The organism is Desulfosarcina widdelii (genome assembly GCF_009688965.1).
GTDB lineage: Bacteria > Desulfobacterota > Desulfobacteria > Desulfobacterales > Desulfosarcinaceae > Desulfosarcina > Desulfosarcina widdelii.
Genome location: NZ_AP021875.1, coordinates 1,603,595 through 1,629,250, shown reverse-complemented (window position 1 = coordinate 1,629,250; position 25,656 = coordinate 1,603,595). Strand labels below are relative to the sequence as shown.

General features: G+C 55.5%; 30 protein-coding genes. 21 read left to right on the top strand and 9 right to left on the bottom strand.

Going from position 1 to position 25,656, the window contains the following annotated elements; all coding sequences use genetic code 11:
• Positions 1-249: 249 nt before the first annotated feature.
• The 4 genes from GN111_RS34170 to GN111_RS07530 all read left to right on the top strand — a co-directional run bounded on the left by GN111_RS34170 (position 250) and on the right by GN111_RS07530 (position 3,709).
• Positions 250-1,599 carry an OmpA family protein gene (locus GN111_RS34170; RefSeq protein ID WP_155303170.1) on the top strand — a complete coding sequence of 450 codons (1,350 nt, stop codon included), beginning with the start codon at positions 250-252 and terminating at the stop codon, positions 1,597-1,599.
• 76 nt (positions 1,600-1,675) lie between these two features.
• On the top strand, positions 1,676-2,350 hold the full coding sequence (locus GN111_RS07540) for a DUF2959 family protein (protein WP_155303169.1): 675 nt from the start codon (positions 1,676-1,678) through the stop codon (positions 2,348-2,350).
• A gap of 96 nt (positions 2,351-2,446) precedes the next feature.
• A complete protein-coding gene (locus GN111_RS07535; protein WP_155303168.1) occupies positions 2,447-3,265 on the top strand; it encodes a mechanosensitive ion channel family protein in 819 nt (272 codons plus the stop codon).
• Between the two features lie 165 nt (positions 3,266-3,430).
• Positions 3,431-3,709, top strand: a complete 279-nt coding sequence (locus GN111_RS07530) for a PxxKW family cysteine-rich protein (protein WP_155303167.1) — start codon at positions 3,431-3,433, stop codon at positions 3,707-3,709.
• 15 nt (positions 3,710-3,724) lie between these two features.
• Here GN111_RS07530 and GN111_RS34165 read toward each other — a convergent pair whose 3' ends face one another.
• Positions 3,725-3,850, bottom strand: a complete 126-nt coding sequence (locus tag GN111_RS34165; RefSeq protein WP_269433822.1) for a hypothetical protein — start codon at positions 3,848-3,850, stop codon at positions 3,725-3,727.
• Positions 3,851-4,046: 196 nt separating this feature from the next.
• Here GN111_RS34165 and GN111_RS07525 point away from each other — a divergent pair, with 196 nt between their 5' ends.
• The 3 genes from GN111_RS07525 to GN111_RS07515 all read left to right on the top strand — a co-directional run bounded on the left by GN111_RS07525 (position 4,047) and on the right by GN111_RS07515 (position 7,783).
• Positions 4,047-5,363: an aminotransferase class I/II-fold pyridoxal phosphate-dependent enzyme gene (locus GN111_RS07525; protein WP_155303166.1), complete on the top strand. Its 1,317-nt coding sequence runs from the start codon at positions 4,047-4,049 to the stop codon at positions 5,361-5,363.
• A gap of 42 nt (positions 5,364-5,405) precedes the next feature.
• Positions 5,406-7,205 carry a chloride channel protein gene (locus GN111_RS07520; RefSeq protein ID WP_155303165.1) on the top strand — a complete coding sequence of 600 codons (1,800 nt, stop codon included), beginning with the start codon at positions 5,406-5,408 and terminating at the stop codon, positions 7,203-7,205.
• Positions 7,206-7,300: 95 nt separating this feature from the next.
• A complete protein-coding gene (locus GN111_RS07515; RefSeq protein WP_155303164.1) occupies positions 7,301-7,783 on the top strand; it encodes an adenosine-specific kinase in 483 nt (160 codons plus the stop codon).
• A 24-nt stretch (positions 7,784-7,807) separates the two neighbouring features.
• Here the strand turns inward: GN111_RS07515 and GN111_RS07510 are convergent, their stop codons facing one another.
• From GN111_RS07510 to lon, 4 genes are read right to left on the bottom strand one after another with little or no spacing between them, the layout of a single operon-like run.
• Positions 7,808-7,975, bottom strand: a complete 168-nt coding sequence (locus tag GN111_RS07510) for a desulfoferrodoxin FeS4 iron-binding domain-containing protein (protein ID WP_155303163.1) — start codon at positions 7,973-7,975, stop codon at positions 7,808-7,810.
• Positions 7,972-8,985, bottom strand: coding sequence for a universal stress protein (locus GN111_RS07505; RefSeq protein ID WP_155303162.1), 1,014 nt, complete (start codon positions 8,983-8,985; stop codon positions 7,972-7,974). Before GN111_RS07505 ends, GN111_RS07510 begins: the two co-directional genes overlap by 4 nt.
• Positions 8,928-10,652 (bottom strand): bifunctional aminoglycoside phosphotransferase/ATP-binding protein, encoded by a 1,725-nt coding sequence (locus tag GN111_RS07500; protein ID WP_155303161.1) that lies wholly within the window; start codon positions 10,650-10,652, stop codon positions 8,928-8,930. Before GN111_RS07500 ends, GN111_RS07505 begins: the two co-directional genes overlap by 58 nt.
• On the bottom strand, positions 10,649-13,162 hold the full coding sequence (gene lon / locus GN111_RS07495) for an endopeptidase La (protein WP_231715695.1): 2,514 nt from the start codon (positions 13,160-13,162) through the stop codon (positions 10,649-10,651). Before lon ends, GN111_RS07500 begins: the two co-directional genes overlap by 4 nt.
• 704 nt (positions 13,163-13,866) lie before the next feature.
• On the opposite strand from lon, the gene GN111_RS07490 reads away from it, so the two are divergent.
• From GN111_RS07490 to GN111_RS07460, 8 genes are all read left to right on the top strand, one after another.
• Positions 13,867-14,382 (top strand): response regulator, encoded by a 516-nt coding sequence (locus GN111_RS07490; RefSeq protein ID WP_170302183.1) that lies wholly within the window; start codon positions 13,867-13,869, stop codon positions 14,380-14,382.
• A 224-nt stretch (positions 14,383-14,606) separates the two neighbouring features.
• Entirely contained in the window at positions 14,607-14,729 is a 123-nt protein-coding gene (locus tag GN111_RS34160; RefSeq protein ID WP_269433821.1) for a hypothetical protein, read from the top strand.
• Positions 14,726-14,884: a response regulator gene (locus GN111_RS07485; protein ID WP_155303159.1), complete on the top strand. Its 159-nt coding sequence runs from the start codon at positions 14,726-14,728 to the stop codon at positions 14,882-14,884. The genes GN111_RS34160 and GN111_RS07485 overlap by 4 nt, the downstream gene beginning before the upstream one ends.
• A 93-nt stretch (positions 14,885-14,977) precedes the next feature.
• Complete coding sequence (locus GN111_RS07480) at positions 14,978-15,286, top strand: isoamylase early set domain-containing protein (protein WP_155303158.1); 309 nt, start codon at positions 14,978-14,980, stop codon at positions 15,284-15,286.
• Positions 15,287-15,430: 144 nt separating this feature from the next.
• Complete coding sequence (locus GN111_RS07475) at positions 15,431-15,820, top strand: hypothetical protein (RefSeq protein WP_155303157.1); 390 nt, start codon at positions 15,431-15,433, stop codon at positions 15,818-15,820.
• 18 nt (positions 15,821-15,838) lie between these two features.
• The gene (locus GN111_RS07470; RefSeq protein ID WP_155303156.1) at positions 15,839-16,300 is read left to right on the top strand and encodes an Hsp20/alpha crystallin family protein; all 462 of its coding nucleotides are present in this window, start codon (positions 15,839-15,841) and stop codon (positions 16,298-16,300) included.
• A gap of 59 nt (positions 16,301-16,359) precedes the next feature.
• Complete coding sequence (locus GN111_RS07465) at positions 16,360-16,701, top strand: PilZ domain-containing protein (RefSeq protein WP_155303155.1); 342 nt, start codon at positions 16,360-16,362, stop codon at positions 16,699-16,701.
• A gap of 177 nt (positions 16,702-16,878) precedes the next feature.
• Positions 16,879-17,346: a universal stress protein gene (locus tag GN111_RS07460; RefSeq protein WP_170302182.1), complete on the top strand. Its 468-nt coding sequence runs from the start codon at positions 16,879-16,881 to the stop codon at positions 17,344-17,346.
• Between the two features lie 58 nt (positions 17,347-17,404).
• On the opposite strand, the gene truA is transcribed toward GN111_RS07460, so the two are convergent.
• Genes truA through GN111_RS34155 form a run of 3 tightly spaced genes read right to left on the bottom strand, consistent with a single transcriptional unit; the run spans position 17,405 to position 19,257 of the window.
• Entirely contained in the window at positions 17,405-18,166 is a 762-nt protein-coding gene (truA, locus tag GN111_RS07455; protein WP_155303153.1) for a tRNA pseudouridine(38-40) synthase TruA, read from the bottom strand.
• 19 nt (positions 18,167-18,185) lie between these two features.
• Positions 18,186-19,106: an AEC family transporter gene (locus tag GN111_RS07450; RefSeq protein ID WP_231715694.1), complete on the bottom strand. Its 921-nt coding sequence runs from the start codon at positions 19,104-19,106 to the stop codon at positions 18,186-18,188.
• A gap of 37 nt (positions 19,107-19,143) precedes the next feature.
• A complete protein-coding gene (locus tag GN111_RS34155) occupies positions 19,144-19,257 on the bottom strand; it encodes a dual CXXC motif small (seleno)protein (protein WP_269433820.1) in 114 nt (37 codons plus the stop codon).
• Positions 19,258-19,527: 270 nt separating this feature from the next.
• Between GN111_RS34155 and argJ the strand changes: the two genes are divergently transcribed.
• From argJ to GN111_RS07430, 4 genes are all read left to right on the top strand, one after another.
• Entirely contained in the window at positions 19,528-20,712 is a 1,185-nt protein-coding gene (gene argJ / locus GN111_RS07445; protein WP_155303152.1) for a bifunctional glutamate N-acetyltransferase/amino-acid acetyltransferase ArgJ, read from the top strand.
• Between the two features lie 54 nt (positions 20,713-20,766).
• A complete protein-coding gene (locus tag GN111_RS07440; RefSeq protein WP_155303151.1) occupies positions 20,767-21,486 on the top strand; it encodes a pseudouridine synthase in 720 nt (239 codons plus the stop codon).
• Positions 21,487-21,540: 54 nt separating this feature from the next.
• Positions 21,541-22,416: a radical SAM protein gene (locus GN111_RS07435; RefSeq protein WP_155303150.1), complete on the top strand. Its 876-nt coding sequence runs from the start codon at positions 21,541-21,543 to the stop codon at positions 22,414-22,416.
• A 158-nt stretch (positions 22,417-22,574) separates the two neighbouring features.
• Positions 22,575-23,885, top strand: coding sequence for a nucleotide sugar dehydrogenase (locus GN111_RS07430; RefSeq protein WP_155307939.1), 1,311 nt, complete (start codon positions 22,575-22,577; stop codon positions 23,883-23,885).
• 33 nt (positions 23,886-23,918) lie between these two features.
• Here GN111_RS07430 and GN111_RS07425 read toward each other — a convergent pair whose 3' ends face one another.
• A complete protein-coding gene (locus tag GN111_RS07425; protein ID WP_155303149.1) occupies positions 23,919-24,107 on the bottom strand; it encodes a hypothetical protein in 189 nt (62 codons plus the stop codon).
• A 173-nt stretch (positions 24,108-24,280) separates the two neighbouring features.
• Here GN111_RS07425 and GN111_RS07420 point away from each other — a divergent pair, with 173 nt between their 5' ends.
• Together GN111_RS07420 and GN111_RS07415 are read left to right on the top strand one after the other, a co-directional pair.
• Positions 24,281-24,697, top strand: coding sequence for a DUF3617 domain-containing protein (locus GN111_RS07420; RefSeq protein WP_155303148.1), 417 nt, complete (start codon positions 24,281-24,283; stop codon positions 24,695-24,697).
• Between the two features lie 554 nt (positions 24,698-25,251).
• Positions 25,252-25,608: a hypothetical protein gene (locus GN111_RS07415; RefSeq protein ID WP_155303147.1), complete on the top strand. Its 357-nt coding sequence runs from the start codon at positions 25,252-25,254 to the stop codon at positions 25,606-25,608.
• The last annotated feature ends 48 nt before the right edge of the window (positions 25,609-25,656 follow it).

Here is a 25,656-nt window from a genome sequence, read left to right as displayed (position 1 = left end):
TGCCGTTTCCGATTTTTTGTCGATAGTGAATTCCATTCATTTTTATATTTTCGGGTGAATAAAAAGATCTTGCTATATTGGAGTCGAGTCCATATTATTTCAAATCAGTTCTCCGCACGAGACACTTCCGCTGAACGGCCAAAGCTGCGTAGTTCGCTTGTTTCGTGTTTCGGCCCGTTTCACAGACATCCAATCACGATCCAAAATTAGCCAAGTTCTTGCGTTCCATAAAAACCGAAAGGAGTTGCCATGAAACGACGTATTTTCGTTTTAAAATTTCTGTCGATGATTGCCATCGCAACGATACTGAGTGCCTGTGCCACCTCATATCAACCGGTACCGACGTTTTCACCCGTTGATCTGGATGCCGGTGGACGTGCTTTAAAGACCCGGAACCTGCTTGTGATTTTAGATGCCTCCTCCTCTATGGAGGAGGGGTATCAGCAGTGGAAGAAGTTCGATATTGCCACTGCGGTGGTGCGTATTCTGGGGCAGACGCTTCCCGAGAATATAGGAATTCGAAGCGGCATGCGTATTTTTGGGGGCGATCCTGCGGTATTCCAAAAAAGTACTCAATTGATCGACGATGTGGGGACCTTTGACAGAAACGAATATGAGAAATCGTTGGCAACCGTTGCCGGGGCCGGTGGTCCCAGCCCTTTGCCGGCAGCCGTGGATGCCGCCGCCAAAGACCTGGAGGGGATGACGGGCAAAACTGCGTTAATCGTCGTTACCGATGGTGAAAAGATGGGCATGAATCCGGCAGAGAACGCCAGGGCCCTCAAAGAGAAATTTGGCGATTCGGTCTGCATCTATCCGGTTCAAGTGGGAGACGATGCAGATGGTAAAAAGCTGCTGGATGAAATCGCAGAGATCGGGGGATGCGGCTTCGGCGTTTCGGCGCAAAGTCTGCTCGGTGGCCAGCAGATGGCCGATTACGTTGCCCGGATTTTTCTCGGCGATCAACTGGACAGCGATGGCGACGGTGTTTTAGACAGCCGCGACAAGTGCCCGGGAACGCCCGCCGGGGTGAATGTAGATGCCGACGGCTGCCCGCTGGACAGTGACGGCGACGGTGTCGGCGATTACAAGGACAAGTGTCCGGGAACGCCCGCCGGGGTGGACGTGGATGCCGATGGTTGCCCGCTGGACAGTGACGGCGACGGTGTCGGCGATTACAAGGACAAATGTCCGGGAACGCCCGCCGGCGTTTGGGTAGACGCCAAAGGTTGCCCGGCATCGGTGCTGGACAGCGGTTCCACAGCATGGACCTTTAACGAGATCAACTTCGAAACGGCCAAGGCGAACATTCAACCCTCTTCCTACGGCATTCTGGATGAAATTGCCGCCGCGCTGGCCGCCAATCCCCAACTGAAGGTTGCCGTCGAAGGACATACCGACAACACGGGCGCGCGGGCTTTCAATATGGATCTTTCCCAGAAAAGAGCCCAGTCCGTGGTCGATTACCTGGTGAAAAAGGGGGTTTCGCCGGATCGCTTGTCGGCAAAAGGATACGGACCGGATCGTCCCATCGCCGACAATGGCACGCGGGTCGGACGCGCCAAGAACCGGCGGGTGCAGTTTGTGAAAGTCGATTGATTCGGCGTTTTGCGAACCCGGGCCGCCGGCAAAAACGCCGGCGGCCGTTTTGACGTTCGACGGAAAGTGATGTGTTATGGCCCAATGGCATGACAGACCGGCTCGTTCACGATCAATAGCGGGGTGCGTCGGTGTTCTGGTGGTGTGGCTGCTACTTTTCTGCAGTTGTCAGACTACTTATTATGCCTTTTGGGAAAAGATGGGTAAGGAAAAGCGCCACCTGCTGAAAGACAACGTGGAAAAGGCCCGGGAAGAACAGGCCGATGCTTCGGAACAATTTTCCTCGGTGGTGGAGCGTATCAAAGCCATGTACGGCTTCGAGGGCGGCGACCTTGAAGCCATTTACGACAAACTCAGTTCGGATTACCGCGCCTGCGAAGAACGCGCCGATGCGGTGCGCGACCGCATCGACAAGGTGGAGCGAATCGGCGCCGATCTCTTTCAGGAGTGGGAATCGGAAATCGCCACCATTGAAAACGCGAAATTTCGTGCTAAAAGCAGAGCGTCTTTGCAGGACACCCGTACCCGATTTGCCCGGCTGCAGCGAAGCATGACGAGGGTCGAAGCCTCCATGGACCCGGTGCTCAGGAATCTTCGGGATTATGTTCTTTACCTCAAGCATAATCTCAATGCCCAGGCTGTGGACTCTCTGAAACGTGAGGTGGCCGACATCGAAGCCGAGGTCGCTTCTCTGATCGCGGATATGAAGCGATCCATTCAGGAGGCGGACGCTTTCATCGAAAACATGTAACATTTATTGAATTATTGTAACCATTTTTGTTGAACCATCGAGTGAGTGACAACAACCGTTCATCTACTGCAGATCCATAAGAAGGAGGAATAGATCATGGAAGATATTCTCAATAAAATTTATCAATTATTGACGGTATACGGTATCAAGGTGCTGGCCGCGATAGCGATTTTCGTCATCGGGCGCTGGGTGGCCAAAGGCGTGCGAAAACTGGTGGAGCGGGTCATGTCCAAGAGCAAGGTCGATTCCACCCTGATCAGTTTTACCGCCAACCTGGTTTACATCGCCCTGCTGGCCTTTATCGTTGTTGCCGCTCTCGGGCAACTGGGCATCCAGACGACCTCCTTCATCGCCATTCTTGGTGCCGCCGGCCTGGCCATCGGCTTGGCCTTGCAAGGATCCCTGTCCAATTTCGCCGCCGGTTTCCTGCTGATTATCTTCCGGCCGTTCAAAGTGGGGGATTTGATCGAAGGGGCCGGAGTATTCGGTGTCGTGGAGGCCATCCAGATTTTCACCACCCAGTTGAAAACCGCTGACAACAAGACCGTTATCGTTCCCAATGCCAGGCTGACGGATGACAACATCGTCAACTGGACAGTGAAAGGAACGCGGCGGGTGGACCTGGTGATGGGCATCGGTTACGAAGACGATATCGACAAGGCTCGCTCGATCATGGCGGATATCATTGCCGCCGACAGTCGCGTTTTGAAGGATCCGGCACCACAGATTGCCGTTTCGGAACTGGGGGACAGCAGCGTAAACTTCGTGGTTCGCCCCTGGACCCGGGTTGAGGATTATTGGGCGGTCTATTTCGATTTGACGGAAAAGATCAAAAAGGCATTCGATGCCAACGGCGTCTCCATTCCTTTCCCACAGCGCGATGTCCACGTGTACCAGCATAGCGAAGGGGAATAATAGCCGAAACGCGCGGCGATTTCGAAAATCGGCGCGCCCGGTGTAAAAAAGGCTTGACAAGTCTGATTAACCTGCATATAAGTCGCTGGTTTTGAAAAAGGCCGAAGAATCTTTATCTCTTTGGCCTTTTCGTTTGCCGAGACTTTACTTTGGGAGGAAAAACCAATGAGATGTACGACGATTCGCGAAGGTATGGAATGTGCCTTCATGACCGCCAAGGGCTGTGGATACAAAGGTGGCGTCTGCCATGAAATCGTGGAGCAGTGCAAAGGATGCAGCCGGACCGTTGAGGTTTCTTCGGGATGGTACTGCGCCGCCTGCCCCGAACCCGACACCAAGTGGAAACACGGAAATTGCAATCTGGCGACCCATGTCAGCAACAGCATGGCCGAAAGCACACAGAAGATCAATCCGCTCAAGGCATCCAAGCGCTCCAGAAAGTAGGTTCGATCCGACAGATCAACGATTCTGTCGAGGACCCCGCCCCCAATAAACGGTGGCGGGGTTTTTGTGTCGCCGGTAGCGGGCCTTGGCCGCCGGTGGATGCGACAGGGTCATGACGCCCGCATCTTCCTGATATTTCAAGCACTTTTTCCTTGACAGGTTTTGTCGGCAGCAAGTAAGTATCTTTTGTTGTTTTTGCCTGCCGTCCATGCCGAAGTCGGCAGTTTCAACCACGCGGCCGGTCCCGGGTCCGTTCTCCGACGCGCACAACGGCGTACCGGTGGGGACGCAATCCTTACTTCCCATAAGGATCGGCCGATATTCATCGAGGACAGCCATGAATCCTTTAGCCGAACAGTTGAATCAAACCCTTAAAGCCTCAGCTCCCCATGTCTACGACATGCTGTCCGACGTGGGCCGAAAGCTGTTTTTCCCCAAAGGCATTCTCAGTCAGAGCGCCGAGGCCAGGGAAAAGGCCCATACGATCAACGCTACCATCGGGATTGCCAAGGAAAACGGGCGGACCATGGTTTTAGACACCGTCATGGACTCTATTGCCCATATCCGACCCAGCCAGTCGCTTACCTACGCCCCGTCTTTCGGGCTTCTTGAACTGAGGCAGCAATGGCAAAAGGAGATATTCGAGAAAAACCCCTCCCTGGCGGGCAAAACGGTCAGCCTGCCGGTAGTTACCTGCGGGATCACCCATGGAATCGCCACCTTCGCCGATGTATGGACCAACCCCGGGGACGTCATTATCTTGCCGCAGATGATGTGGGGCAACTACAGCATGATTTTCTCCGTTCGCAAAGACGCCCGTATCCGGCACTACCAACTGTTTTCGGCAGAAGGCGGATTCAATCTGCCCGCATTCGAACAGGCCGTTCGCCAGGAGGCGGCGGAAAATCGAAAAATTACTGTTCTGCTCAACTTTCCCCAGAATCCCTCGGGTTACACCATAACCGAGGCCGAGGCCGATGCCATCGTGGCCATTCTGACGGATATCGCCGCCGGGGGAACCTATGTTCTGGCGGTTACCGACGATGCCTATTTCGGCCTTTTTTACGAAACCCAGACCCTCAAAGAATCAATCTTCGCCCGGCTCTGCGGGGCTCATCCCGGCATCCTGGCCGTAAAACTGGATGGTGCCACCAAGGAGAATTATGTGTGGGGGTTGCGGGTGGGCTTCATCACCTACGGCGGGACATTCACCGGCGACACGGGACCACTTTTCGATGCATTGGAGCGCAAAACCGCCGGATGCATTCGCGGCACCCTTTCCAATGCCTCCCATCTGAGCCAGACCATTTTGCTCAAATCCATGCAGGATGAGAGAAACATTGCCGAAAAAAAGGCCAAGTTCGACATTCTCAAGGACCGGGCCGAGCGGGTCAAGGCGGTCTCCACGGACCCGAAATATGCCGCGGCCTGGGAGGTGTACCCGTTCAACTCCGGTTATTTCATGTGCATCCGGCTCAAGACCGTGGACGCGGAAGCACTTCGCGTTCACCTGCTGGATCGATACGGGGTAGGGTTGATTTCTTTAGGGGCGTCCAATCTGCGCATCGCCTTTTCCTGCATGGAAGCCGGCGACGTCGAAAAATTATTCGATACCATCTACAACGGGATCCAAGAATTGGAAAACAGCCAATAGCCAATGCCGCCAGCCGCACAGAAACCGGGAACGGTCAGCAGGATGAAAGATAAACTGGCTCGCCTGAACGTCGCCCAGGCGACCCGCTGGTCTTTTTATTTCGTGGCCATCGGTTTGATCGCCGGTCTGGGTTCCATCGCATTCCACTATTTGTGCCAACTCGGGATCCACTATTTTCTGGATATGGCCGCGGGCTACCGTCCGCCTCCGCCGGCCGGAGAGCACCACCTGCTACCCTCCACTTCGGTTCCCTTCAACCGCTGGATGCTTCTCATTCTGCCAGCCCTTGGCGGAATCCTGAGCGGTTGGCTGGTTTACACGTTCGCACCCGAAGCGGAAGGGCACGGCACCGATGCGGCCATTAATTCCTATCACAACAAGGGCGGTTTCATCCGTGGCCGGGTCCCTTTCGTCAAAACCATCGCATCGGCGATTACCCTGACCACCGGGGGCTCCGGGGGCCGGGAGGGACCGATTGCCCAGATCGGCGCCGGATTCGGATCCTTTCTGGCTACGAAGCTGAAGCTTTCTGATCGCGAACGCCGCATCATGATGGCCGCCGGCGTTGGAGCCGGTGTTGGCAGTATCTTCCGGGCGCCTTTGGCCGGAGCCCTTTTCGCCGCCGAAGTGCTCTACCGCGATCCGGATTTCGAATCCGAAGTGATCATCCCGGCCGGGATCTCGTCGGTGGTGGCCTACTGCGTCTTCTGCCTGCGTTTCGGCTGGGGGTCGCTTTTCAGTTCGCCGCCCTTTAACTTCCAGAATCCTTTGGAACTGGGTCCCTACCTGGTTCTGGCCCTGGTGCTGGTGATTACCGGTATATTCTACGTCAAAACCTTCTATGGAACGATTCATCTGTTCGAATCGATCAAGAAGATCCCCAACCATATCAAGCCGGCCATCGGCGGGCTGCTTACCGGAATCGTCGGTTTTTTTCTGCCGCACACCCTGGCTTTCGGCTATGGTTTTGCCCAAAAGGCCATCGACAACGAACTGGCCATTCCCTTTCTGATCTCTCTGGCCCTGGGCAAGGTGCTGACCACCTCCTTTTCAATCGGTTCCGGTGGCAGCGGCGGCGTTTTCGGCCCTTCCATTGTCATCGGTGGTGCCATGGGCGGTGTGGTCGGTCAGATCTTCCATGCCATCATGCCCACGGTGGTGACCGAACCGGGGGCCTTCGTGGTAGTGGGCATGGCCGGATTTTTTACGGCGGTATCCAACACACCCATTTCCACCATCATCTTCGTCAGCGAGATGACCAATTCCTACCATCTGCTGCTGCCCAGTCTGCTGGTTTGTTCGGTCGCCTACCTGGCCTCCCGGCGCTATACCATTTTCCATCGGCAGGTACAGAGCAAGGTTGACTCTCCGGCCCACGCCGGTGATTTTTTCGTGGACATCCTGCAGACCTTCCGGGTGAACGACCTCATGCCGCTGGTTCAGAAGGTGTCCCTGATCCCTCAGGACATGCCTTTTGTGGCGTTCAAACGCTACTTCTCGGAAACCAAGCAGCATTATTTTCCGGTGATGGACGAGGAGAAACGGCTGGTGGGGATTTTTTCCATCAACGATATCCGCGGGGTGCTGTTCGCACCGGAGATCGAACAACTGGTGGTCATGAAGGACGTGGGGACCTCGGACATCATTCTCACCACGCCGGAAGAGGATCTCAATACCGTACTCAAAAAGTTCACCACCCGCAACATCGACAGCCTGCCGGTGGTGCGGGCCGACGACCACGGCATCCTGTTGGGCATGCTCAACAGGCGGGAGGTGATCACCTTTTACAACCAGAAGGTCGATGAGATGAAATCCCGGCGCCAGGCTTTTTCCGAAAACTGACCATTTTGTAAAAACGACAATGCGATTCAGATGGCCGCTGCCGTGACAGTGTCCACGGCAGCGTATCCTTCATCAATGGGCAACAGGAGGAAATTATGGATTTGAAAACGGTGGCTGTCGAAAATCCGGAGAGCCTGAATTTCATTCTCGGGCAATCCCATTTTATCAAAACCGTCGAAGACCTCTACGAAGCCATTGTCACCACGGTTCCCGGGGCAAAATTCGGCCTAGCCTTCTGCGAGGCTTCCGATGTTTGCCTGGTTCGCCATGCCGGCACAGACGAGAAGTTGATCGAACTGGCGCAGAAAAACGCGCTGAACCTTTCCGCAGGCCACAGCTTCATCATTTTCATGCGCGACATGTTTCCCGTGAACATTCTCAACAGCGTCAAAAACGTACCTGAAGTCTGCCGCGTTTTTTGCGCCACGGCCAATCCGGTGGAGGTCATCGTGGCCGAAACCGATTTGGGCCGGGGGATTCTGGGCGTGATCGACGGCTTTGCCTCCAAGGGCATCGAAGACGAGTCCGACATTGTCAAACGCAAATCCCTGCTGCGCGCCATCGGCTACAAGCTGTAGAACCAAACGCCATGCCGGAGCGATTCAGGGGGTACCGGGTCGGACCATTCCGTGAATCAATTTCTTGGCATCGCTCGGTGTCACTTCGACCATTTTTTGATCGCAGCAGACCAGATCGCCCTTGCCGCCGGCGATCACGGCGACGATAGTACCGCAGACCGTGCATTTGAAGACCTGGGATTCTTTTGTCATGACATGCCTCCTTTTTTGGGTGAGGGATGGGAGCCTGTGCCGGTGAACACATGGATTCGCCGATCCGGCTCCTTGCTTACGGTGTCGGTCAACCGGCCTTTCCAGTGGATCAACACCTGAGGGTCGGTGATCGTGACCAGGGGACAGGAAGCCCGGAAGCCGACCCGCTCGACCGCACTGCCCGGATACCATTTGCCTCCGGTCTCCTTGGTATGGGACCCCATGACAATCAGATCGGAGTTCTGGTCCCGGGCTGCGTTGAGAATTTCAAGGTGGGGGAGGGAGCCGGCATGGATGATGTACCGGTGTTCGATGCCGTCGAGGTAAGGACGGTATAACGACTCGAGCCGCTTAAGGGCACTGGCTTTGTCCCGGTTATAGGCCGACCGGTTGTATTTGGGCACCGGGGGCACCGGAATCATGTGAAATATCTGCAGTTGGCTGTGGCAGTTGGCTGCCAGTCGGGCGGCAAAGCACACCGCACATTCACAGGATCGCGAGAAATCGACGGGGATCAATACCCGCCGAAAACGAAGCTGCTCTGCATTTGCAGGGCGATTGACCACCATCACCGGACAGGTTTCGCGGATCATCACGTTTTCCACCGTCGAACCGACCAGCCCGGCGATTCGCACAACTCCTTTTTCTTGGGCCCGGGTCGAATGCGGACCCAAAACAATGAGGTCGGCATCGATCTGCCGGGCATACTGCAGAATTTCCTCCCAGGGAAAGCCGGCGGTGACGCGCACTTCTGTTTCCTCGCCAGGGATCGAATCCCGAAATGTTCTCCGCAAGACCTGGGCGACAGTTTGCTCGTATGCAGCGTCGGCGATCATTTCCGCATCGGTTTCGTAATGGCGAATCAATTTGCGATTTTCCGTGGACGCCGACTCCATGACATGCAGCAGATAAAGTCGGGCATGGTGTCCTCGGGCAAGGCGGGCGGCCGTTACTACCGGTGCGTCGGGTGTGGTAGCGATATCGGTCGCCGCCAGGATGCGGTTGAACATATCAGCCTCCTTTGTGTCGGTTGACTCAGTGCTCCTGTTCTTAAAACCGATGGTATTCGGCGGTCGCACATTGCCGGGGTGGCTTCCGTCTTACGGCGCCTGCTGGAAGTGAGTGCATTTGAGAGCAGAATGCGGTGCAGGCATTCGCGAACGGGCCGTGCGGTATCGACGCGGATATGGGCCCCCACACCTCCTATCGTGTCCACCGGTTCGAAGCGCTTTTTGAATGCTTTGAGATGGACCAGACGGGCATCGGAAAGAGACGGCTCGGTATCCCGCCGTTTCAGTCGCTCTGACAAAAGTGCATCCGCAGCATGACATTCCACGAAGATCGGCATGGCGTGGTGATATTGGGCCACCCGCAGTGCCTGATCGCGGTGGACCTGACGGCTGAAGGTGGCGTCGAGAATCACGCTGCACCCTTTTTTAAGATTTTCCGCCGCCATGGCAGCCATTCGGTTGTAGGTGGCCTCGGTGGCACCGGCCTTGTAAATGCCTTGTTCGAAGGCTGTTGTCCCGGACCTTTCCGGTCCATCGGCAAAATGTGCCTTACGGACCGCGTCCGAGCGGATTACGCAAATATCATGGGCCCTTGCCAGCGCCTTGGCGACGGTACTTTTTCCGGACGCGGGCAGGCCGCCAACCATCCATAGGGTCGGCTGGCTGAAAGCTTCGGTGTAACTCCGGGCCAGGGCCAGGTATCGGCCGGCGGTTTGTACGAGCGCCTTTCGGGTGGTGTCCGTCAACCCGCCTTTCTCAATACAATAGCAACTCACCTTACAGCGCACCATCGCCCGGTAGCAGCGGTAGAAATCCAGCAGCGGCAGAGCTTCGAGATCGTCGGCCTGACTGACGTACAATCGAATCAGGTTGCGGGCCTGATCTGGGAACCCCAAAAATTCCAGATCCATGGAGAGGAAGGCCAAGTCGCTGACGACGTCCAGGCAGCGCAGGTGGGGGCTGAATTCGATGCAGTCGATGACCTGGATGCCGTTGGCGGAAAAGTAGATGTGGTCGGTCCGCAAATCCCCGTGGCCGTCTTTGATCTTGCGACTTTCCCGGCGCCGCCGGAAAAGGGAACCTCGGGTACGGACAAAGGATTGGGTAGCGGCCCGGACGAAATCGAAAGACCGCCGGTCAATCCAAGCGCCGGCAAACCGGTCGACCTCCTGTAGATTCATCTCCCAGGCCGGCGCCTGGGTCGGATCCATCTCACAATCGGCTGCGGTGTGGGCGTAAAAATCGACCAGCCGATCAACCAGCATTTCGATATGCCTGCCGGTCAAGGCGCCCCGGCGCAGGTGATCGGCCATTACATCCGATTCGTTCAACTGATGCATTTTCACGGCAACCTCAACCGTCTCGCCCGGTCCGTTCAACGCGTAGCATCCGTTGTGACGGGTAATGGGCACGACGCCGATATAGACGCCTTCCGAAAGGCGGCGGTTCAAGGCGACCTCCTGTCGGCAATATTGCCGGCGCTTTTCGAGGGTCGAGAAATCCAGAAATCCCAGGTCCACCGGCTTTTTGATCTTGTAGACCCAGCGGCCGGTGAGAAAAACCGTGGAGATGTGGGTTTCCTGCCGCTGGATCGATGGCGCCGGATGCGGATAGAAGCCGGACTGCATCATGGCTTCAAGGATTGCCGTTTGATGATGGGCAGTCATCCGGCCTCCTTTGGTTTGGACACCGCCTCGTCGCAGCCCGCACTGGTGATTTCTGGAGGTAGTAGCGCGATTTTTATCGCATCTTCGACCCGGTCGACCAACCGGATCTCCACTTCCCCTTTGACCTCGGATGGCAGTTCGTCCAGGTCGCGTTCATTGCACTGCGGCAGGATCACCGAACGCAGGCCAGCCCGATGGGCGGCCAGTACCTTGGTCTTGATGCCGCCCACGGCCAGTACGCGACCCCGCAGGGTTACCTCGCCGGTAAAGCCCATGTCACTGTGCACCGGCCGTCCCGTGTAGACACTGGCCATAGCCAGTACCATAGCCAAACCAGCGGACGGTCCGTCCTTGGGAATCGCGCCGGCCGGTACGTGCAGGTGAGTGTCGGTTGCCTTGAAGCGTTTGACTTCAATATCCAGTTCGCCTGCCTTGGAGCGGACATAGCTGTGTGCGATGCGGGCGCTTTCCATCATCACATCCCCCAGGTGGCCGGTGATGGTCAATTCTCCCTTGCCGGGAATGCACGTGGCCTCGATAAAGAGAATTTCTCCGCCGTAAGCGGTAACGGAAAGTCCGGTGGCAATTCCCGGAATATCGACAGATTCGGACAGTTCGGATTCGAACAGCGGTTTTTTTAACAGCTCACGGACACGCTTCGGGGTGATCCCCGGCACTCCCGGCACACCAGAGGAGATGTCCACGGCTGTTTTCCGGCAGACGGCAGCAATACGGCGCTCCAGGTTGCGTACGCCGGCCTCTCGCGTGTAGTCGCGAATGATGCAGGCAAGGGCCGCATCGTCGAAACGGATTTCTTCGGGACGCAGGCCGTTGGCTTTCATCTGCCGGGGCACCAAGTGGTTTCTGGCGATATGCATCTTTTCGTGTTCGGTGTAGCCCTCCAGGGCAATGGTTTCCATGCGGTCCTGAAGAGGGGGCGGGATGGTCTCCAACTGATTGGCGGTGGTGATGAACATTATTTCGCTCAGATCGAAGTCCACGTCCAGATAGTGGTCACGAAAAGCATGGTTCTGGGCTGGATCCAATACCTCCAGCAGGGCGCTGCTGGGGTCGCCGCGCCAGTCGCTGCCCACTTTGTCGATTTCGTCCAGCATGAAAACCGGATTGCGAGTACCGGCCCGTCGAATGGCTTGAATGATTCGGCCAGGCATGGCGCCGATGTAAGTGCGCCGGTGGCCGCGGATCTCTGCTTCGTCCCGAATACCTCCCAGACTCATGCGTGTGAATCGTCTTCCCAATGCCCTGGCGATGCTTTGGCCGAGGCTGGTCTTGCCCACCCCGGGAGGCCCAACGAAGCAGAGCAGGGTTCCTGTCATTTGGGCGTATTCTTCTTTTTCCCCGCTGTCGGCCGGATCCTGGCGTTCACGGACCAGCTTCTTGACGGCCAGATATTCGATCAGGCGGTCCTTGACATCTTCCAGGTCGTAGTGGTCTTCGTTCAGGATGACCCGGACGTGAGGGATGTCCATGCAATCGTCGCTCAAGGTGTTCCAGGGAAGCTCCACCAGCCAGTTCAGGTAGGTCTTGATGACCGAATGTTCCGCCGAACTGGGGTGCATGCCTTTGAGGCGGCGCAACTCCCGCCGGGCCTCCTCCAGAGCTTCGGCGGGCAGGGTCGCTTTTTTAAGCTTTTCCTCATACTCTGCGATTTCGTCTTCCACCTCGCTTTCTTCGCCCAGTTCTTTCTGAATGGCTTTCAACTGCTGGCGCAGGTAATAATCACGCTGGGCCCTGCCGATCTCCTCGTGGGCTTCGGCCTGGATCTTGTGGTCAAGGGAGAGAACCTCTTTTTCCCTGGAGAGCAGGGAAATCAGAGCCCGTAATTTGTCGTTGAGGTCATCGATTTCCAGAATTTTCTGGCTGGTGGGCGCTTTGATGCGCGAGTTGGCGGCCACGAGGTAGGCCAGGTAGCGGGGGTCCTCGATATTTTCCAAAAATGAGCCGGCGTCCTCGGGAACATTGGGCATAAGGGTCACCACTTCCCGTGCAAGAAACTGCAGGCGTCGCTTGAGGGCGTCCAATTCGATCCCCTCCTCGATGCGCTCAGGGCTCAATTCGATCCTGGCCTGCAGGTAGGGGTCGGTTCTTCGCCAGACATTTACACGGAATCGCTCGATGCCCTGCACGATCACATGCAGATGGTTGCCGGGAGTTTTCACCGCACGGTGGATGTGGGCAACCGTCCCTACCTCGTGAACCTGCCAGGGTGAGGGCATATCGACACCCGGTTCTTTAGTGGTGATCAACCCGATCATCTGGCTGCCATCCACGGCGTCTTCGATCAATTTTATCAGCGCAGGGATAGCCACGGCCAGGGGAAGCACCATATAAGGATAGGCCACCACGTCACGCAGAGGCAGGATGCCAACTTCGCGTGGAATCTGTTTCAAAATGGCGTTACGTTCATTTTTCTTTAAAGGGGTTTCTTCCATGGTTTCAGTCTGGTTGCCGTGGATAAGGCGAATCAAGAAAGAGGTTGCATTTACCATCCAAAGTTTCATCCTCTTTTGGTTTGCCATAAACATCTCTTCCTATTTGAAAGAACCTTGCAATCCGAACACCATGTTTGAAGGCATTACCCGGCTTTTGAATCGATACCCAACATCAATCCGGATTCATTCGTAAATGCCTTGGATTTCGCTCGTATTTCTATTGTTATCGTATATAAAATCAGTAGTTAAGATATATATATAAAGACGGAACGGTCGGAGCGGGCAGTCTCTTTCCGCGGTTGGCAATCCAGCAGTTCGAACGGACATCCGTATATAGCCTCGATGCCGGATTATTTTACAGCGTGGAAGAAGCACTGACAGTTGAATGGGGGAAGCAATAAATATTAACTATGTTACAATTATAATACGTTTGAGCCGAAATGAAAGGGATTGTTTTCGATATAACGAATCTGCAATAAGCAAAAGTACCCAAGGGACACACCCAAATTGGGCACTTGTGCGAATTGTTATCCTATCGGTTCTTGCGGTAAAAACAAAATTGACAAACCGTTTACCGTACGTGCGCTGACTGACCATTGAATGGTTGTAACCCCGCCCGTACGTTGACACTTTTTGCTAAATAGATCGTGTGTGCCTGCGCCTCTTTTGCAATGAAAGATCGTTTCCTATGCAGGCCGTTGAGTATTTCAAGCGGGAGGAGACCAGCGTTTCACCAGAGTTGTTATGGATCTGGAGGGAAGATGACCTACACAATGAGTCGGCATTGGGGATCGCGGTTGGTTGACCTCCAGCAAGTATCTTCAGGGATAGAGCATCCCGTCTTGCCCGACTACGCCTTAGAAGATAAGGATGGCATGGGGGTAGGTTCCGATGCCAGCCGGATTCTGGTCGTGGACGACGATCCAAACATTCTGGAATTGGTTGCTAAGATGACCACGCATCTGGGGTATCGGACCGTGAACTGCCAGGGACCGGTGGACGCACTTTCCAGCCTTCGCAAAGCGTATTTTAAACTTGTGATCACCGATTACGACATGCCTTTCATGGACGGTCTGGAGCTGGCCGATGAGATTAAAAGCAAGTATTCCGGTACGCGGGTTGTCATGATGACCGGCCATTGCCCGGCGACGATCAGAGATCTGGTGAGCGGGACCAATGTGATCGACGGACTTCTGTTCAAACCGTTTACCCTGCAGTCTCTTAAAAAAAGTATTGAGGTCGCCTGCGGCAACCACCTCATAAGTTGGTTACCCTAAGATCCCACCGGTATTTGGTACTGCTCAGACGAAGCACATCTCGTAGGGATGCTTTCCAGGATGTAAAAAAGTTCAACACCATGCCTTGGGGCGGCGATCCTTCGGTTGATCATAACCGTATGGAAAGACATTGCTTTCGATCAGCGTTGTCCTTGGCGGGAATTTTGCTATGTTTATTGTACAAGTATGGCAATTTCATTGCTCAGCCCTTGTCAGGAGAATTGATGGCGAATAATTTTCAAATTTTGACCAGAGAGAGAAGCCTCCAACGCATGCTGCTGGAAGTGTTCGGCGATTTCGATGCTTCGTCGGCCCGGGACTGTTTTAGGCGTTGGACAAGGGCGTGAAACAATCCATAAAAGTGACCATCGATACGGATGGTCTGAGAACGATCAATGCATTCGGCCTAGATGTTTTGTTGCCACACATGTCAGGGTTGGAAGTCTGTCCGGCGAACGTCGAGATCAACGGCCGATTTAGCGGTGTGTTTCAGGAGGCGTGAATCAAAAAGGGAAGAAAAGCTGTACCCATGCCGGATGGCGAGGAAGCGTGAGGACTCGTTTGGATGGAACCACGGACGCAATGGAGGAAGAAGATGGGAATTCGTAAACAGTTCTTGAAAACCAGGCCCGTGTGCAAAGTCACTTTTAAAATTTCCGGGACCATGGGAGACACAGCCAAAAGCGCTCATGTGGTGGGGGAGTTCAATGACTGGTCCCTCTCGGCCAATCCAATGAAACGAATGAAAAACGGCGGCTTCAGCACGACCGTGGACCTGGAAACCGGACGTTCCTACCAATTCCGCTATTTACTGGGATCGTCTCACTGGGAGAATGATCCCGATGCCGACGGTCATTTGCCAACACCTTATGGAGACAGTCAGAACTCGGTGATCCAACTCTGACCGGGATTGATTTGAATACTCTTCGGCCTTTGATATACCGGCAGGCCATGGCGGCCGGTCGTTGACGATGGCAGCGACCCCGTCGACAATCTTTGTGCGGGGGTCAAATGCCAGGCATGGCAGGGTACAGGGGAGGGCAGACTTATGAAGCCCAAACCAACCGGTATCTGCATATCCCTTTGGGGGGCCATTTTGATCGGGGCGCTGGCGTGCACCAATCCGATGCCTTCCGCGGTGCCGACTGGTTCAACGGAAACCGCTGCCAGTTCTTCCCCCCTCGTCATCGGTCGAGTGTGGGTCGATAAGGACGGCCGGGTTATCGGCTTCTTCTTTGCGACGCCCGGATGCGATCTTTGCGAAAACCGAAGCGGTACGGTGGCGGTATTTCTGTCCCCCAGAGGGGGGCAAGCTCCGATGGAAAGTGGAGGGAACCATCACGATCTCCCCGTTGCCGCCATTGTGCTGCCGAAAGATGAAAAAATCGCTGATGAACCAACCATACAGCGGATGTCCGATCCGATGTCAACCGATTAGCAACCAGGAGGTGATGTCATGTTCGATCTGATGCCCCATAGAAGGCGGTCCGGCCGGGAACTGGTTCGTTTCAGAGATGAAATGGACAGCCTCTTCAACCGTTTTTTCGACATGGATTTGCCCATTTCACGTCGATTTTTCGGAGAAGGGGACTGGGCCCCGCGGGTGGACGTGGTCGAAGGCAAGGACGATATTACGGTCCAGGCCGAGATTCCGGGATGCGAGGTCGGCGATATCGATGTGAAGCTGGATCGCCGGACCCTGACGATCAGCGGCGAGAAAAAACAGGAAAAGGAAGACAAGGGCGAAAACGTTCACCGGGTGGAGAGAAGCTACGGCACTTTCAGCCGCATGCTGCAGTTGTCTGCCGACGTCGATCCAAAGAACATTGACGCCACTTACAAAAAGGGGGTTCTGAAGCTGGTATTCAAGAAGATTCAGTCGTCCGAAACCAAAAAAATCGACATTAAATCCGGTTGACCGGTGGTTGACCGTAGGATCGAATCGTCAAGCCCGATGCCCTACAAGATGGAGGGGAAATGAAAACCACATCGAAAAAGGAAAAGACCCGGCGGACCACTTTGCGAAATCATACGCGGGCCCATATTATTTGTAAGCCCTATACCAGCGGTGGCATTTTTCGCAAAGTGGAAGGCGTAATGCGAAATTTTTCCCGCAACGGGTCATATATCGAAACTTCCCATCCATTTAAATCGGGAACCATTCTCATACTGAGGATGGAGCAGTATCCGTCGGTCCCCGCGTCGGTGGACAGCGACCAATGGCCGCGGTCTTTCTGCCTGGCGGAAGTCAAATGGCAGCAGGCCATGGGCGATAAAGAGACGACCCGATACGGCATGGGTGTAAGATACCTTGATTAAAAAAGCCTTCCGGCAGCAAACAGGTTTTGCCAAAAATCCAGACGACCATTGTCCATTACCGTGGACAGCGGCAAAGGGAGAAATGTATGGAAGCGCCAGCTCTCGGAACACGAGCCCCGTTCGATGCAGAAAAGCCATAAAACGGACCGATGTCAGCGACAAAGGAGAACCGCAGCCATGTATAAAACCATTCTCGTTCCCCTGGATGGCTCGGAGCGTGCACAGGCCATTTTGCCCCATGTGGAGCCCCTGGCTTTGAGCCTGAAGTCTGTTGTGATCCTGCTATACGTTGACGAAACCGCCAACCTGATGCTTGGGCGCGACGAAGTGATCGACGTAAACGATTTTCTGGAAAAACGCCGTGCCCGCATCAAAGAAAAGCGGTCCTACCTCCAGAAAATTGTTGACCGCTGGCGTCCCGTGGGGATCGAGGCCCGGATTTCCATCGCCCGCGGCAGCGTGGTGGCAGGCATCCTCGATACAGCCGAGCGGGAAAAGGTCGACCTGGTGGCCATGGCCAGCCACGGTCAAAGCGGATCGAAGCGGACCTTTTACGGTAGTGTGGCCGTGGGGGTGCTCAACCGCATCGACCGGCCCCTTTTGCTGATCCGTTCGCGCATCGTCGAGCCGCCGATTCGCGCCTGATCCCCCGATAACTCGCCTTTTTACAGCTTAGCCCGTCCGTTCCAAAAAGATGATATCGCTATTTTGGTGGATAGGACACCTCCACCAGAAAGAGTCCCCGGGGCGGTGCGGTGGCCCCGGCGCATGAACGGTCCCTGGATTGTAAAATTTCCGGCACATTTTCCACCGGAATTTTACCCAGACCCACCTCCACCAGAGTGCCGATAATATTCCTCACCATGAAACGCAAAAATCCGTTGGCCGCGATGTCGTAGGTCAGGTTGCCGTCCCCGGTTTCCTTTACGGCGGAGACGCTGACCTTGCGAACCGTATGACTGCGGGGACTGCCGGTCCCTTCAAAGGCTTTGAAATCGTGGGTGCCGATCAGACAGTCGGCCGCTGCGCGCATGGCCTGGATGTCCAGGGGCTTGCGGATATGCCAGACGAACTGGCGGCCGATGGCCGGGGCGATGGGCCGGTTGAGGATGTGGTAGCAATAGTGTTTGGAAATCACGTCGAAGCGCGCGTGAAATCCCCCATGCATGGGCTCACAAGTTTGGATGACGACATCGTCGGGCAGCAGGCTGTTGAGACCGTTGCGCAGTGCGTCGGCATCCAGGCGGGCTCGGGTGATGAAACTGGCCACCTGGCCCAGGGCGTGGACACCGGCGTCCGTGCGGCCCGAACCGATGAGGGTTACGCTTTCGCAGGTCATCACGGACAGTGCTTTTTCGATGGTTTCCTGCACGGACCGGTCGTTTTTTTGCCGCTGCCAACCGTGAAAACCGGATCCGTCGTACTCGATGATCAGTTTGAATGTTTTGGATGCCGTTGAACTCATTGCACACGCCTTTCCCGGCCTAAAAGGTCAGCAAAACCGTGCTCATGGAGAAAAAGGAGAGCAGGGTAGATGCGACAATGGCTGCCGAAGCGAATTCCGTATCGCTGTTGAGTTGGGAGGAGAGCACGATGATGGCCGGCGATGTGGGCAGGGCGAAAAAGAGCATGCCCACCTGAAAGGAGAGGGTCGAAGCGCCCAGGAGTCTGAGGAAAAAACAGCCGACGAGCGGCAGGATCAGCAGTTTGGCGGCCGCTCCCAAAAGGGAGTGACCCATATGGGATTTCAGATTTTTCAGGGTCAGGGCGCCGCCGATGGAAAGCAGGGCCAGGGGCAGGGCCACGATGGCGCCCAGACGAAAGGTGTTGTCGATAAAAACCGGAAACCACCCGATGAAACGGGCATAAGCCATGCCGGCCAGGCATCCGATAATCAGCGGGTTGGAGATCAAAGACCGCAGCGTGATCCACAGTCGCTGTCGGTTGTCGATGGTCCGGCCGGAGAACCAGATCAAAGTGGATACGGCCAGCACATTGATGATCGGGATGATAAAACCGATGAGAACGCCGAAACGCGAAACGCCGGTTTCCCCTAACGTGTTCAGGATCACGGCCATGCCGACATAGGTGTTGAACCGATAGCAGCTCTGGGAAAAGGATCCGGCGGCATAAGCCCTTACCGCAAAGAGCTTGATGCAGACGGCGCTGATCAGGTAGACCGTGGCCACGGCACAGATGGCGGCGAGGATCAGGTCGGTGGCGCCGTCGTCAACCGCTGGGGAGGCACCGATTTTCCAGAAGAGCATGACCGGAAAAAAGATGAAGTAGACCAGCCGATCCGAGGCCTTGAAAAACGATTCGTCGGCCAGGTGCAGGTGCTTGAGTCCGGCGCCCAGTCCGATGAGGGCGAATACGGGGAAAAGGTTGTTTAGGATCAGCATCATGGCAGTGGCGTTTTACAGAAAATTAGGTAGACGGCTTCTATAGTCTGTCGCAGCGCAAAAAAGCCAACTGCTGCTCCATGGCTTCGTCCATGAGGTGAATGAACCGGCTCAGTGGGAAGCTTGCGCCGCAGCCCTTGCAGCGAAAATTCACCGAGCGTCAGCTCTGCTTCAGTTCCAGTGGTTGACTACAATGGTCGCAGCGGGGAATGTCTTCAGCCATTGGGTTTCTTTCCATGAGCCATTTTGGTGATATTGTTTTCCGGATGTAAGCATCGCTTTCCAGACACGCGCCTTTTATGTCAAAACCGGCCGGTTTGCAAGGCATTGGTTTTTCCCCGATTGACAATGATCGCGGAATTGGGCAATGAAATGCCAGTACCATTTTGCAGTTCATTAAAAGCGCGTTCAAGAGGAATCGGATATGTCTCCACTGACATGCAAGGGGTTTACAGCCTGCGGAGTGGCTGCGGGCATTAAAAAGAACGGCGATCCGGACCTGGGATTGCTGGTGTCCGACCGGCCCGCCGCCGTCGCTGCGGTGTTTACCCGAAATATCGTCCAGGCGGCACCTGTGGTTCTGGACCGGGAGCGGGTGAAGGCCGGCATCTGCAGGGCGATAATTGTCAATGCGGGCAACGCCAACTGTGCCAACGGCAAGCAGGGGATGACCGCGGCTCGGACCATGACCGCCGTCGCGGCCCGGGCGCTGGGAATAGCAGAAGACCAGGTGCTGGCCGCCTCCACCGGCGTCATCGGCGCACCGTTTCCCATAGAAAAGGTCGAATCGGCGGCCCCTGTTCTCGTGGACCGTCTGGATGAAAATGGTACGGACGATCTGGCCCGTGCCATCATGACCACGGACACCCTGCCCAAAACGGGAGAGCGTCAGGGTGAGGCTGAGGGTACCCCATACCATATTGTCGCCGTAGCCAAGGGATCCGGAATGATTCGTCCCGACATGGCCACCATGCTGTGCTTCGTCTGGACGGACGCCGAAGTTGCCGTGGCCGATCTGCAGACCGTGCTCAAGCAGGCGGTGGACACTTCGTTCAATTGCATCACCATCGACGGGGATACCAGCACCAACGATACGGCGATTCTCATGGCCAACGGCGCCTCCGGCGCCCGCATTCAAACGGCCGAAGATCTGGCGGCCTTCCAGCGGCTGGTGACCCACCTGTGCCGGGACCTGGCCCGCCAGATGGTCCGGGACGGCGAAGGCGTCACCAAAGTGGTCGAACTGACGGTGCGCGGGGTTCGTTCGGACGACGAAGCCCATTTCATTGCCGATACCATCGCCCACTCGCCGCTGGTCAAGACCGCCTTTTTCGGTGAAGATGCCAACTGGGGGCGGATCATTGCGGCGGCGGGCAGGGCGGGCGTCGATTTCGACCCGGACCGCGTGGACCTTTTTTTCAACGACGTGCAGATGGTCAAAGACGGCCGGGGGTGCGGTCTCGAGGCGGAAAAAGAGGCTACCGAAGTCCTCCGGCTGCCCGAATTTTCCGTCACCGTGGACTTGAATCAGGGCAGCGGAACGGCCGGTATGCTCACCTGCGATTTTTCGCTGGATTATGTGAAGATCAATGCCGATTACCGGAGCTGAAGCACGCCCCTTTCATAAATGGCCGCACAGGTCACTATCTTTGCCGGGCCCGAAATGCCACTGATTCGCCTTCAGAAATTTCTTTCCGAAGCCGGGGTTTGTTCCCGGAGAAAAGGGGAGGACCATATCCGTAGCGGACATGTAACCGTCAACGGCGAGGTGGTGACCATCTTGGGCACCAAGGTGGATCCGGACTCCGATACGGTTCACCTCAACGGGCAGTTGGTGGTTCGATCAGAGCGTCTGGTTTACGTGATGCTCAACAAGCCGCAGCGGGTGGTGACCAGCTGCCGTCACCGGGGGGAGCCGGTGGTCACGGACTTGGTGGACCTGCCCCAGCGCCTGTTTCCGGTAGGCCGGCTGGACAAGGACTCCACCGGGCTGCTGCTGATGACCAACGACGGCCGCATCCATCACCGCCTTTCCCACCCTTCCTTCGACCATGATAAAGAGTACGACGTAACCGTGCAGCAGCCGATCGACGAGGCCGGTCTGACCGCCATGCGAAAGGGCGTGCGCCTTTCCGGGGTCATGACCCGTCCGGCTCGGGTGAGCCGTATTTCCGCCAAACGGTTTACTATCGTTTTAAAGGAGGGCCGCAACCGCCAGATCCGGCGGATGGTTGAAAAAGTGGGCAATCGAGTGGTTCGCCTGCACCGCATCCGGGTTGCGGATTTGAAACTGGAGGGGCTGGGCAAAGGCGAATGGCGGCACCTGACCAAGGGGGAGGTCCGACAGCTTCTGAATACGCTGCAACTGAACGATCATCGTTAGTGCCTATTTCTGGATGGGCACTCCCTAATACCCGACATCAGTCAGGTTTGCATCATGCACTACGAAGGTCCCATCTACCGACCGCCCAGCGAAGCCCATTCGCTGCTCGTGCAGGCCACCATCGGCTGCCCCCACAACCGCTGTACCTTCTGCATGGTGTACAAAAAGGGGCCCCGCTACCGGGTGCGGCCGATGGCCGATATCGTCGCCGATCTGGAAGAGGCCCGTCAGACCCACGGCGACGGAGTACGACGGGTGTTTTTTCCCGCGGGAAACACCATCGCCATGCCTACCGAAGATCTGTGCAGCATCTGCGCACACGCCCACCGCATTTTCCCGCATCTGGAGCGGGTCACCGTATACGGCTCGAGCCAATATATCCACAAAAAGGGACCCGGGGATCTGAAACAGCTTGCCGATGCCGGTTTAAGCCGCATCCATGTGGGCCTGGAGTCCGGCGACGATGTTATCCTGCGCATGATCAAAAAAGGCACGACCGCCGAACAGCAGGTGGAAGCCGGCCTGTGGACCATGGCAGCCGGTATCCAGTTGAGCCTCTATGTCATTCTGGGCATCGGGGGGACGGCCAGAACCGTGGCCCACGCCAGCCGCACGGCACAGGTGCTCAACCGCGTCGCGCCGGATTTTATACGCCTGCGCACCTTTGTGCCCAAAATCAATACGCCCATGCTCAAGATGGTTCAAAGCGGTGCCTTCGAGATGCTGGGGCCCCACGGAGTTTTAAAGGAGACTGCGAACCTGATCCGCCTGCTGGATGCGCCGTCGCAACTGACCAGCGACCATTACACCAATTACCTCAACCTGGAAGGCCGGTTGCCCGAATGTCGCGGCCGTTTGATAGAGGAGATCGATGCCGCCCTGAAGCGGCCGGAATCGGATTTCAGACCCTTTTTTATCGGAGACCAGTAGTCCTTGCGGCCGAATCAGGATGATGCATATCATTCTTTTTTCCCAGGCGATTTTCGTGTATGTTGCACAAGCGGTTATTTTTTTGAAACCGGGTGGCCGCAGATATTAAAATGCAAATTTTTATTGAAAATAGTAATTGAATTGTGGAGGCACGGGTGATGGTTCCCTTCGAAGCGCTATCGTCAAAAAAAGAAAAAATTGCCGTGGTGGGACTGGGGTATGTGGGGCTGCCCCTGGCCGTTCACCTCTCACGTCATTTCGAGGTGGTGGGCTATGACTACCAATCCGCCCGCATTGCCGAACTCAAGGCCGGGAAAGACCGGACCCTGGAAGTTACCGATGACGAGATGGCCGCCGCAACGGTAAGCTACACTGACGATCCCAGAGCGCTGGGCGCCTGCCGGTTGATTATCGTCGCCGTTCCCACACCCATAGACGAATATCGCATTCCCGATTTGTCGCCCCTGCGCGGCGCATCGGAAACCACAGGACGGCATCTTACTCCGGGCAGTTGTGTGGTTTATGAGTCCACAGTGTATCCCGGTGCCACCGAGGAGGTGTGTGTTCCCATTCTCGAAAAGGAATCGGGGCTGGTATTTGGTCAGGACTTCACCGTGGGCTATTCGCCGGAACGGATCAACCCGGGAGACAAGGTCCATACCCTTGACAAAATTATGAAAATCATTTCCGGCTCCGATGCGCCCACGGCAGCGCTTTTAGAAAAAGTTTACGGCCGTGTGGTCAAGGCCGGCATCCATGTGGCGCCGACGCTCAAGGTGGCCGAGGCCGCCAAGGTGATCGAAAACACCCAGCGCGATCTCAACATTGCCCTGATGAACGAATTGTCCATGATTTTTGACATCATGGATATCGACACCAAAGCCGTGCTTGAGGCCGCGGGCACCAAATGGAATTTTTTGCCCTTCCGACCGGGTCTTGTGGGCGGCCACTGCATCGGCGTTGATCCGTATTATCTGACCTTCAAGGCCGAATCTGTCGGATATCATCCGGAGATGATCCTGGCCGGCCGGCGCATCAACGACGGCATGGGCAAGTACGTGGCCGAGCGGACCGTCAAGCTGATGATCCAGGAGGGCAAGCAGATCAACCACACCCGGGTCGGCGTCCTGGGAATCACCTTCAAGGAGGACGTACCGGATTTGCGCAACACCCGCGTTGTAGACATCGTTGCCGAACTGGAAGACTACGGCATTGAAGTTCTGATTCATGATCCGCTGGCTGACGCAAAGGAGGCCAAGGCCTACTACGGTGTGGATCTGATACCGTTGGACCGATTGGACGGTGTGGATGCTCTGGTGCTAGCTGTCGCCCACCGGCCTTACATCGCCATGGGCATGACCGAGCTCGCCGCGCTGTGCAACGGCGGTCGGCCGGTAATCGTGGATGTCAAGAGTGTTTTCGACCCCGATGCGGCAGCCAGGCAGGGTATTTCCTACTGGCGGCTGTAAGTTTTCGGGCGGGGTTGTGTTTCCTGTGCCCGTTTACGCGTAGCAGCCGGTGAACTCCCCACATTTGCTGTTGAAAAAATCCATGGCTTCCTCCACGGTGTCGAAAATGATCCAGTCCCGGCGCAGGACGCGACCGGCCCGCTGCCTGATCCGTTCGATTTCGGTGTTGCCGAAGTACTCGAAAAAATCGTGGTAATCGGTGGTCAGTTCGTGTTTTCTCATGATTTTTCTCCTTTGAAGGGTTGACATCGTATCTCCCGAATAACACCTGGTTGTGACAGATACGGTCACACCGATTGCACTTTTTTTGTTGTTGTTCAAAAAAATGAGGATTATGCTGACAGCGAACGGTTGATTTTTATCTTTCCGGTATTCAGAAAAAGGAGGAGGCGAACATGGCCAAAAGGATGCTGATGTGGTTTTTCGTTGTGGTTTCAGTTCTCTTTACAACCACGATTTATGCAGGCTCCGCTGTGGATATGGAAGAGGGCATGTGGGAGATCACCACGAAGGTAAAAATGCAGGGTATGGAGATTCCGCCGCAGACCTTTTCCCAGTGCATCACCAAAAAAGACATGGTCCCCCAAAACAACGATCCCAGTCAGCAGGGCAATTGCACGGTTTCGGATGTCCAGACCAGTGGAAATACGGTTTCCTGGACAATGGTCTGTAAGACCGAGGGCGGCGAAATGAAGAGCAAAGGGAAAATCACCTACCACGGAGACAGCTTCACGGGCGAGTCGACTTCCGAAATGATGGGGATGGTCATCGTAACGGAGATGAGCGGCAAGCGTACCGGCCCCTGCCAGTAAGATTCACGGTAAGCGTTCACAGGGCACCGCATCTGCTTTGTTTCCGGGCACCAGTGCGCAGGGCGGTGTTACGCCACAAAGCGATTGTGACCCCGGTTTGCCTCCCGGGAGCCGGGGTTCTGTTTTTGAACGTTGTATTACAAATACGGCTCTTTGACGCTTTTTGTGTTGAAAATCATCCTTTTGGACGTGTGTATAGTGATTCCAGAGGATATCGCGGTAACCATTTTTACCCGTTTGCCTGCAGGGACTGATGACCGGTCACAATCCTTTCACCTTTCCCGCTGTTGTCGCCTTCTCAACCAGATAGGCGACGGTTGTTTGACAAATGCATAGCTTCCCTATAAACTTAATCGATAAATTAAATCGTCGTACCATTTCCAACCCTGCCCACCGGTAGTGAATTTTTCCCTCCCGCGAGCAAGGACGGCATCCCCTGGGCTGCCATGAAAATGGCAGCATACGAGCCGCCTGCAATTGGAAACCGCTTTTATCCGGGGATGACATCGGAAACTGGCGGCATTGCATAAAAAAGAACGGCTTGGAGAAAGAACATGAGACAAAAGTATCGCATTTGCCCGATGCAGGAAGAAAAGATATTGAACATCAAGGAGTTCGCGGTTGTCGAAAAGGATACCAAAAATGTGGATTCGACCATGCTTCGCGAGGATCACTTCAGTTTAATATGCGAACAGGACTATGACTATGCAGCCGTCGTCCGTTCCGCAGCCGGTGGTCCCGGCGAGTTGGTGGAAACCCTGAGAACCCCGAACCTGTACCCCATTGCCAGTTACGCCGAGAAAATTGCCGAATCGGTGATTGCGCTTATCGACGAGGACACCGATCACTGTATCGAGCTGTTTTTCGACGACAATGAAATGTCGGTTGTCGATGCGCCCACGCTTCAGTAAGTCCACCGTTGGATCGGATGGGGCGGAATCGGGAACTACATTACAAGG

Excerpts from the sequence above, each read along its gene's own strand:
- GN111_RS07520 (WP_155303165.1), top strand. The coding sequence starts at position 5,406 with ATGAAAGATAAACTGGCTCGCCTGAACGTCGCCCAGGCGACCCGCTGG.
- GN111_RS07500 (WP_155303161.1), bottom strand. The coding sequence starts at position 10,652 with ATGACTGCCCATCATCAAACGGCAATCCTTGAAGCCATGATGCAGTCC.
- GN111_RS07490 (WP_170302183.1), top strand. The coding sequence starts at position 13,867 with ATGACCTACACAATGAGTCGGCATTGGGGATCGCGGTTGGTTGACCTC.
- GN111_RS07460 (WP_170302182.1), top strand. The coding sequence starts at position 16,879 with ATGTATAAAACCATTCTCGTTCCCCTGGATGGCTCGGAGCGTGCACAG.
- GN111_RS07475 (WP_155303157.1), top strand. The coding sequence starts at position 15,431 with ATGAAGCCCAAACCAACCGGTATCTGCATATCCCTTTGGGGGGCCATT.
- GN111_RS07430 (WP_155307939.1), top strand. The coding sequence starts at position 22,575 with ATGGTTCCCTTCGAAGCGCTATCGTCAAAAAAAGAAAAAATTGCCGTG.
- GN111_RS07515 (WP_155303164.1), top strand. The coding sequence starts at position 7,301 with ATGGATTTGAAAACGGTGGCTGTCGAAAATCCGGAGAGCCTGAATTTC.
- argJ (WP_155303152.1), top strand. The coding sequence starts at position 19,528 with ATGTCTCCACTGACATGCAAGGGGTTTACAGCCTGCGGAGTGGCTGCG.
- GN111_RS07505 (WP_155303162.1), bottom strand. The coding sequence starts at position 8,985 with ATGTTCAACCGCATCCTGGCGGCGACCGATATCGCTACCACACCCGAC.
- GN111_RS07470 (WP_155303156.1), top strand. The coding sequence starts at position 15,839 with ATGTTCGATCTGATGCCCCATAGAAGGCGGTCCGGCCGGGAACTGGTT.
- GN111_RS07480 (WP_155303158.1), top strand. The coding sequence starts at position 14,978 with ATGGGAATTCGTAAACAGTTCTTGAAAACCAGGCCCGTGTGCAAAGTC.
- GN111_RS07535 (WP_155303168.1), top strand. The coding sequence starts at position 2,447 with ATGGAAGATATTCTCAATAAAATTTATCAATTATTGACGGTATACGGT.
- GN111_RS07510 (WP_155303163.1), bottom strand. The coding sequence starts at position 7,975 with ATGACAAAAGAATCCCAGGTCTTCAAATGCACGGTCTGCGGTACTATC.
- GN111_RS34170 (WP_155303170.1), top strand. The coding sequence starts at position 250 with ATGAAACGACGTATTTTCGTTTTAAAATTTCTGTCGATGATTGCCATC.
- truA (WP_155303153.1), bottom strand. The coding sequence starts at position 18,166 with ATGAGTTCAACGGCATCCAAAACATTCAAACTGATCATCGAGTACGAC.
- GN111_RS34160 (WP_269433821.1), top strand. The coding sequence starts at position 14,607 with ATGGCGAATAATTTTCAAATTTTGACCAGAGAGAGAAGCCTCCAACGC.
- GN111_RS07540 (WP_155303169.1), top strand. The coding sequence starts at position 1,676 with ATGGCCCAATGGCATGACAGACCGGCTCGTTCACGATCAATAGCGGGG.
- GN111_RS07420 (WP_155303148.1), top strand. The coding sequence starts at position 24,281 with ATGGCCAAAAGGATGCTGATGTGGTTTTTCGTTGTGGTTTCAGTTCTC.
- GN111_RS07530 (WP_155303167.1), top strand. The coding sequence starts at position 3,431 with ATGAGATGTACGACGATTCGCGAAGGTATGGAATGTGCCTTCATGACC.
- GN111_RS07450 (WP_231715694.1), bottom strand. The coding sequence starts at position 19,106 with ATGATGCTGATCCTAAACAACCTTTTCCCCGTATTCGCCCTCATCGGA.
- GN111_RS07440 (WP_155303151.1), top strand. The coding sequence starts at position 20,767 with ATGCCACTGATTCGCCTTCAGAAATTTCTTTCCGAAGCCGGGGTTTGT.
- GN111_RS07525 (WP_155303166.1), top strand. The coding sequence starts at position 4,047 with ATGAATCCTTTAGCCGAACAGTTGAATCAAACCCTTAAAGCCTCAGCT.
- lon (WP_231715695.1), bottom strand. The coding sequence starts at position 13,162 with ATGGTAAATGCAACCTCTTTCTTGATTCGCCTTATCCACGGCAACCAG.
- GN111_RS07415 (WP_155303147.1), top strand. The coding sequence starts at position 25,252 with ATGAGACAAAAGTATCGCATTTGCCCGATGCAGGAAGAAAAGATATTG.
- GN111_RS07465 (WP_155303155.1), top strand. The coding sequence starts at position 16,360 with ATGAAAACCACATCGAAAAAGGAAAAGACCCGGCGGACCACTTTGCGA.
- GN111_RS07435 (WP_155303150.1), top strand. The coding sequence starts at position 21,541 with ATGCACTACGAAGGTCCCATCTACCGACCGCCCAGCGAAGCCCATTCG.
- GN111_RS07425 (WP_155303149.1), bottom strand. The coding sequence starts at position 24,107 with ATGAGAAAACACGAACTGACCACCGATTACCACGATTTTTTCGAGTAC.